At 69.5% G+C, this 6,599-nt stretch carries 5 protein-coding genes; all 5 read right to left on the bottom strand.

Annotation, left to right across the window (positions count from 1 at the left end; translation table 11 throughout):
- Window positions 1-311: 311 nt before the first annotated feature.
- Complete coding sequence (locus tag K9U41_RS20980; RefSeq protein WP_282642793.1) at window positions 312-1,703, bottom strand: sigma-54-dependent transcriptional regulator; 1,392 nt, start codon at window positions 1,701-1,703, stop codon at window positions 312-314.
- Window positions 1,693-3,570: a sensor histidine kinase gene (locus K9U41_RS20975; RefSeq protein WP_282642792.1), complete on the bottom strand. Its 1,878-nt coding sequence runs from the start codon at window positions 3,568-3,570 to the stop codon at window positions 1,693-1,695. Before K9U41_RS20975 ends, K9U41_RS20980 begins: the two co-directional genes overlap by 11 nt.
- 105 nt (window positions 3,571-3,675) lie before the next feature.
- Window positions 3,676-4,488, bottom strand: a complete 813-nt coding sequence (locus tag K9U41_RS20970; protein ID WP_432715838.1) for an ABC transporter ATP-binding protein — start codon at window positions 4,486-4,488, stop codon at window positions 3,676-3,678.
- Window positions 4,489-4,556: 68 nt separating this feature from the next.
- Window positions 4,557-5,378 carry an ABC transporter permease gene (locus K9U41_RS20965; protein ID WP_282642790.1) on the bottom strand — a complete coding sequence of 274 codons (822 nt, stop codon included), beginning with the start codon at window positions 5,376-5,378 and terminating at the stop codon, window positions 4,557-4,559.
- Between the two features lie 10 nt (window positions 5,379-5,388).
- Entirely contained in the window at window positions 5,389-6,351 is a 963-nt protein-coding gene (locus tag K9U41_RS20960) for an ABC transporter substrate-binding protein (RefSeq protein ID WP_282642794.1), read from the bottom strand.
- Between the last annotated feature and the right edge of the window lie 248 nt (window positions 6,352-6,599).

The following is a 6,599-nucleotide window of genomic DNA, read 5'->3' as shown; positions in this document are numbered from 1 at the left end:
GGGTGAAATCGGGGTTTCGAGGGGCGTGGGCCAGCTTGACGGGGAGAGCCGTCGCTCCCTCTCCCGCTTGCGGGAGCTCTGCCAAAGTCAGTCACGGTCGGCGTAAGACGCGGTCTCCCTCTCCCCTTGCGGGAGAGGGCCGGGGTGAGGGGTGTGGTGCGACCTCCTGAGAGACCGGTGTTTCTCGTGGCGCCGCCCCCCTCACCCCCAACCCCTCTCCCGCAAGGGGAGAGGGGAGGACGGCCGCTCAAGGACCTTTCGCAGAGGCCTCGAAAGCGGGAGAGGGTCCCACCGCGCCCGTTTGCTCTTTCTCACTCCGCAGCCGTGAGGCCGAGCCGCTTCATGCGGTCGGACAGGGTCTTGCGCGGGATGCTGAGGGCCTGCGCCGCCGCCGAGATGCGCTGGCCCGACGCCTTCAGCGCATCCTCGATGACGAGGCGCTCCACCCGGTCCAGCAGCGCGTCGAGGCCGGGCGCGGCGGCCCCGCCGGCGGCGAAATCGGGGGCGAGGAAGCCCAGCATGTGGCGCTCGGCGGCGTTCTTCAGCTCGCGCACATTGCCCGGCCAGTCGGCGAGCATGAGCGCACGGCGCAGGGAGGGGGGAACCTCCGTCACCGGCCGCTGATACTTCACCGCCGCCTGCACCACAAACAGCTCGAACAGCAGGGGGATGTCCTCCCGCCGCTCGCGCAGGGGTGGCAGCACCAGCTTCACCACGTCGAGGCGGAAGCACAAATCCTTGCGGAAGCGGCCGGCATCGGCGAGGGCGGCAAGGTCCTCCTTGGTGGCGGCGATCACCCGCAGGTCCACCGGCACCGGAGTGTTGGAGCCGAGCCGCTCGATCCTGCGGTCCTGCAGCACGCGTAGCAGCTTCACCTGCATGGCCAGCGGCATGCTCTCCACCTCGTCGAGGAAGAGGGTGCCGCCTGAGGCGTGCTCGATCTTGCCGATGCGCTTCTTGCCCGCGCCGGTGAAGGCGCCGGCCTCGTGGCCGAACATCTCGCTCTCGAACATGCTTTCGGGGATGGCGCCGCAATTGACCGCCACGAAGGGCTTGTCGCGGCGTTTGCCACCCTCGTGGAGGGCGCGGGCCACCTGCTCCTTGCCGGCGCCGGTCTCGCCCAGCACCAGCACGTCGGCATTGGTGGAGGCGAGCTGAGCCACGTCGTCCCGCAGCCGGCGGATGGCGGGGGACTGGCCGACAAGGCAGCGCTCGATGGCGTCGCCCGCCTCGCCCCGGTCCAGCGCCAGGCGCAGGCGGCGGTTTTCCATGACGAGGGCGCGCTTGTCGAGGGCGCGGCGCACCACTTCCACGAAGGCGTCGGAGACGAACGGCTTCTCGATGAAGTCGTAGGCGCCCTCGCGCATGGCGCTCACCGCCATGGCCACGTCCCCATGACCGGTGATGAGCACCACCGGCAATTCGGGATCGCGCCGGCGCACGTCCGCCAGCAATTCCAGCCCGTCGCGCACGGGCATGCGCACGTCGCTCACCACCACGCCGGGAAAGTCGCGGCCGATGGCGGGCAGGGCCGCAGCCACGCTGTCGAAGGTCTCGACCGCGATACCCGCCAGCTCCAGTGTCTGCTCGATGGTGATGCGGATGACTTCCTCGTCGTCCACCAAAATCACGCGCGGCCCGGCGGCCGGATGCGGGGCGGGGGCGGAGGAATGCGGGGACTTGAGGGCGCGCTCAGCACACATGGCGCATCCTTTCCGGCTGGGGCGGGGCGGCGTCCGCGCGCTCCGCCGCTTCCATGACGAGATCGAAGCGCAGGCCGCCCTCCGGCCGGGCGCGGGCAGTGAGGGTGGCGCCGAACTCGCGGGCGATGGCGAGCGAGATGGGCAGGCCCAGCCCCAGCCCCTCGCCCGCCGGCTTGGTGGTGAAGAAGGGATCGAAGATGCGCGCGAGGGTGGCCTCCGGCAGGCCGGGGCCGTTGTCCTCCACGCTGAGCACGATGCGGGCGTCCTCGCGCCAGGTGGAAAGGCCCACCCAGGCGCGAGGGCGGCCCTTCACCGCGTCCAGCGCGTTGCCCACCAGGTTCACCACCACCTGGCTGAGGCGGATGGGCTCGAACCGCACGGTGGCGGCGGTCGCGTCGAGGTCGGTGGCGACGCCGATACCGGCGGCGCGGATGCGCGGGGCGAGGATGGCGAGGCTCTCGGCCACCGCCGCCGCCACGTCCACCGGCAGCGTCTCGCTGCTGCTCTTGCGGGCGAAGGCGCGCAACTGGCCGGTGATCTTGCCGAGCCGGTCCACCATGGCGGTGATGCGGCCAAGATTGGCCTGCGCCTCCTCCTCGCGCCCCTGCTCCAGGAGCTTGCCCGCATTGTCGGCGAGGCCGCGCAAAGCGGTGAGGGGCTGGTTCAGCTCATGGGTGATGCCGGCGGCCATCTGGCCGAGGGTCGCCATCTTGGCGGCCTGCACCAGTTCGTCCTGGGCGGCGCGCAGGTCGGCCTCGGCGCGGCGGCGCTCCTCGATCTCGCCGGCGAGCTGGCCGTTGGCGGCGGTGAGGTCGGCGGTGCGCGCCGCCACCTTGGCCTCCAGCTCGCGCTGGGCGGCCTCCAGCGCCGCGCGGGCGGCAAGGCTCTCGCGGGCGCGCCGCAGGTGCTGCCACCCGTAGAGGCCGATGAGGCCCAGCACGCCGAAGCCCAGCGTCATGCCCACGCGGGCGCTGCGCCCGGCCAGCTCGAGGGGGGCGGCGTCGGCGAACAGCAGCAGGTGCCAGCCATAGGGGACGAGCGCCTTGTCGTTGGCGATGACGCGGCCATGGGGGGCCACGTCCGAGGCGGCGATGAGGGAAACGCCGCCCACCGTCTCCACCGTGCCGAGATCGATCAGCGGATAGGCCGGACGGCCATATTGGCGGGTCTTTTCTATCTCCTGCGCGGTGGCAGCGTCGATGGGGCGGGTGGCGTGCAGCTTGAACCGGGAATCGGAGGCGAGGAAGACGATGCCGTTCTGGTCCGTCACGAGGACCCGGTCGGCGGCCTCCTGCCAGACCGCCTCCAAGGGATCGAGATTGACCTTGGTGGCCACCACCCCGCGCACCGCGCCGCCGATCACCACCGGCGCGCTGATGAAATAGCCGGGCACGCCGGTGAGGGTGCCGATGGCATAGAAGCGGCCGGTGTGGCCCGCCATGGCCTCGGTGAAATAGGGGCGATAGCTGAAATCTGCGCCCACATAGGTTTCCCGCGTGTTCCAGTTGGAGGCGGCGATGGTCATCCCCGAGGGGTCCATCAGGTAGAGCACAGGGGTGCCGGCGGCGCGGTTGAGGGTTTCCAGATAGGCGTTGACGGTCGAGACCAGGGCCCCGTCGTCCGGCTGGTCCAGCAGGCGACGCACGTTGAGGTCGAGGGCGGCGGCGGCGGGCAGATAGCCGAAGCGCTCGATGGCGCTTTCCAGGCTCTGGGCATAGATCTCGCTGCGATGGCGCGCCTCGCTGGCAAGGCCTTCGCCGACGCGGGCCTCCGCCATCTCCCCCGCCTTCAGCACGGCGAAGATCGCCGCCGCGCCGAGAAGGGCGAGGAGCACGGCGCGCGCGGCCGTTGCGAGATCGGGTCGCATGGTCCTGGTTCCGTCGGCTCCCTGGTCCCTCGGCCGCCGTGGCGCGGGCTTATGTATTTGCCCGGCGCCCGGTGGGTCCGGGCGCCGGCGGATGCTGGTCCTGGCTCAGTCGGTGGTCAAGCCTTTCACCTCCACCGCCTCGAAGCGGTGCTGCTCGGCGGTGACGAGGGCGCCCAGCTCGCGCTTCAGCTCGTTGAAGGCGGCGGAAGCGCTGTCGCGCGGGCGCGGCAGCTCCACCCTGATGTCCTGCTTGATGGTGCCCGGCCGGTAGGTGAGCACGACGATGCGGTCCGCGAGGTAAATGGATTCCTCGATGGAATGGGTGACGAATACGATGGTCTTGCCCGTCGCCGCCCAGATGCGGATCAACTCGTCCTGCAGCGAGCGGCGAGTGAGGGCGTCCAGCGCGCCGAACGGCTCGTCCATCAGCATCACCGGGCTGTCGAGGGCGAGCACGCGGGCGATGGCCACGCGCTGGCGCATGCCGCCGGACAGGTCCTTGGGGAAGCGGTCGCGGAACTCGGTGAGCTTCAGCATGGCGAGCAGCTCGGCCACGCGCGCGTCGATCTCGGCGCGCTTCATGCCCTTGATCTCAAGGCCGAAGGCGATGTTCGCGGCCACGCTCATCCACGGGAACAGCGCATATTCCTGGAACACCATGCCCCGGTCGGGGCCGGGCGCGGTCACCTTGCGCTTCTCCACGGCGATGGTGCCCTGCGTGGGGGCGGAGAAGCCGGCGATGGCATTGAGCAATGTGGACTTGCCGCAGCCCGAGGGGCCGAGCAGGCAGACGAACTCGCCGCGGTTGATGGTGAGGTCGATGTCTTTGAGGGCGACGATCTCGCCACCGGGGACGACGAAGCGCTTGTCCACGCCCTCGATGAGAATGTGGGGCGCGGCGGGCGCGATGACAGGCATGGCGCGCTCGGCGAGGGCTTCGACGGCGGCAGGATGCATGGAAGCGGTGTGCATGGACATGGTGTTCCTCACGATTCCAGGCCGCGGTGCCAGCGGAGCAGGTGGGAGTTGAGGCGGCTCACCGCCATGTCGATGCCAAGGCCGAGGATGCCGATGGTGAGCATTCCGGCGATGATCTTGTCGGACCAGAAGTATTCGCGCGCCTCCAGGATGCGGAAGCCGAGGCCGTTGTTGACCGCGATCATCTCGGCCACGATCACCACGATGAAGGCGGTGCCGATGCCGATGCGCGCCCCCGACAGGATGTAGGGCGTCGCCGCCGGCAGGATCACCCGCCGGAAGATGGTGAGGCGGCTCGCCCCCAGGCTGCGGGCGGCGCGGATGTAGATGCCGTCCACGTGCCGCACGCCGGCGATGGTGTTCATGAGCACCGGGAAGAAGGCGCCGATGGCGATGAGGAACACCGCCGGCGCATTGCCGAGGCCGAACCACAGGATGGAGAGCGGGATGTAGGCGATGGGCGGGATGGGCCGCAGCACCTGCATCAAGGGATTGATGTGGCGGTAGATGGTATCGCTCGATCCCATGAACAGGCCGAGCGGCAAAGCGAGCCCCGCCCCCACGAAGAAGCCGAGGGCGACGCGGGTGAGGGAGCCGATGGAATCCTGGATCATCTCGCCGGAGAACAGCCAGGCCAGATAGGAGCCGGCGGCGGGGTCGAAGGGCTCGATGGGGGCCAGATAGGCCCACCAGCGCACGGCCACCGCGGCGGGGGAGGGCAGGACCATGGGGTTGACCAGCCCCAGCGAGCAGGCGAGCTGCCACAGGACGATGGCGGCGACGGGCACGGCGAGGCCCTCCGCCGCGGATTTCAGGCGGGACGTGTGCATGGCGATGCCCTCAGTTGATGCCGGCGGAGGCCTTGGCGGCGTCGAGCAGGTCGAGCTTCACCCAGTCCTCGGCCTTGGCGGGGGTCGACATCTTGCCGATGCCGTACTTGGCCATCACGTCCGTGGTCTTCTGGATGTGGTCGGCGCTGATCTCCAGCGTGTAGGGCGAGTTGGCCAGGGCGTCCTGGAATTCCTCGGCGGTCAGCTGGCCCTTGAACACGTCCTGGGTCACGAACTTCTCGGCCGCCTTGGGATCATCCATGAAGGTCTTCTGTGCTTTCACGAAGCAGGCCATGAACTTCTTCGCCGCTTCCGGGCTGCCCTTGTAGAACTTCTCGCTCATCACCAGCGTGCGCACCGGCGAGCCGATGGGGGTGTCGTAGGGCTTCAGCATCTCGGCGCCGAAGCCGCGGGAGATGGCCTGGGCCGATTGCGGCTCGGTCTGCATGACGGCGTCCACCTGCTTCTGCAGCAGCGCCTGGTTGAGGTCGGGATAGCCCAGATAGATGATGGTCAGATCCTTCGGCGTGAGGCCGACCTTGCCCATCTCGGCGGCCAGCAGCACTTCCTGGATGGAGCCGCGGGTGACGCCCACCTTCTTGCCCTTCAGGTCGGCCACCGTCTTGATGCCGCTGTCGGGCACCGCCAGCAGGCGCGCGCCGCCCTGGGCGAAGCCGCCGACGATATAGATCTGCGCGCCGTTGCCCCGGCCGGAAATGGCGGCCTCGGAGGCGGTGGCGCCCACGTCCAGCTCGCCGGCAAGGATGGCCTGCATCACGTCCGGGCCCTTGGAGAAGATCTTCAGGTCCACCGTGATGCCGCAGGTGGAGGCGATCTCCTTGATGTAGGAGACGCCGGCGAAATGGGCGAGCTTGAGGTTGCCGACGCGGATCACTTCCTGCGCAGAGGCGGGCAGGGCACCGAACGCCAGCACCGCCGAGGTGGCGAGGAGGGCGGCCAGGCGGGTGGCCAGGCGGGTGGCAAGGCGTGGAGTCCGGCGAACGGAGGCGGTCGAGCGATCGGGCGAGGTCGAGCGGAAGGGTGTGAGCAAGGCGCTTCTCCCGGGGGCCGGCTCTTGGGGCCGGTTGGGTTGAGGGTGCCTTCCCCCTTTGCAGCGCGCATGCCAGCCATGCGCGGCCGGCGGCTCTTCTCACAAAGCATTGATATTCATGATAAATATGTAACGGCTCAGGGGGGCTCGGCGGGCGAGGGCGGCGGAAA

Origin of the sequence: Xanthobacter autotrophicus (genome assembly GCF_029991245.1) — a bacterium.
Classification (GTDB): domain Bacteria; phylum Pseudomonadota; class Alphaproteobacteria; order Rhizobiales; family Xanthobacteraceae; genus Xanthobacter; species Xanthobacter autotrophicus_C.
Note: the sequence above shows the minus strand (reverse complement) of the source record. Positions and strands in the feature narration are given on the sequence as shown.

Coding starts and splice junctions, on each gene's coding strand:
- K9U41_RS20970 (WP_432715838.1), bottom strand. CDS start 4,488: ATGCCTGTCATCGCGCCCGCCGCGCCCCACATTCTCATCGAGGGCGTG.
- K9U41_RS20975 (WP_282642792.1), bottom strand. CDS start 3,570: ATGCGACCCGATCTCGCAACGGCCGCGCGCGCCGTGCTCCTCGCCCTT.
- K9U41_RS20965 (WP_282642790.1), bottom strand. CDS start 5,378: ATGCACACGTCCCGCCTGAAATCCGCGGCGGAGGGCCTCGCCGTGCCC.
- K9U41_RS20980 (WP_282642793.1), bottom strand. CDS start 1,703: ATGTGTGCTGAGCGCGCCCTCAAGTCCCCGCATTCCTCCGCCCCCGCC.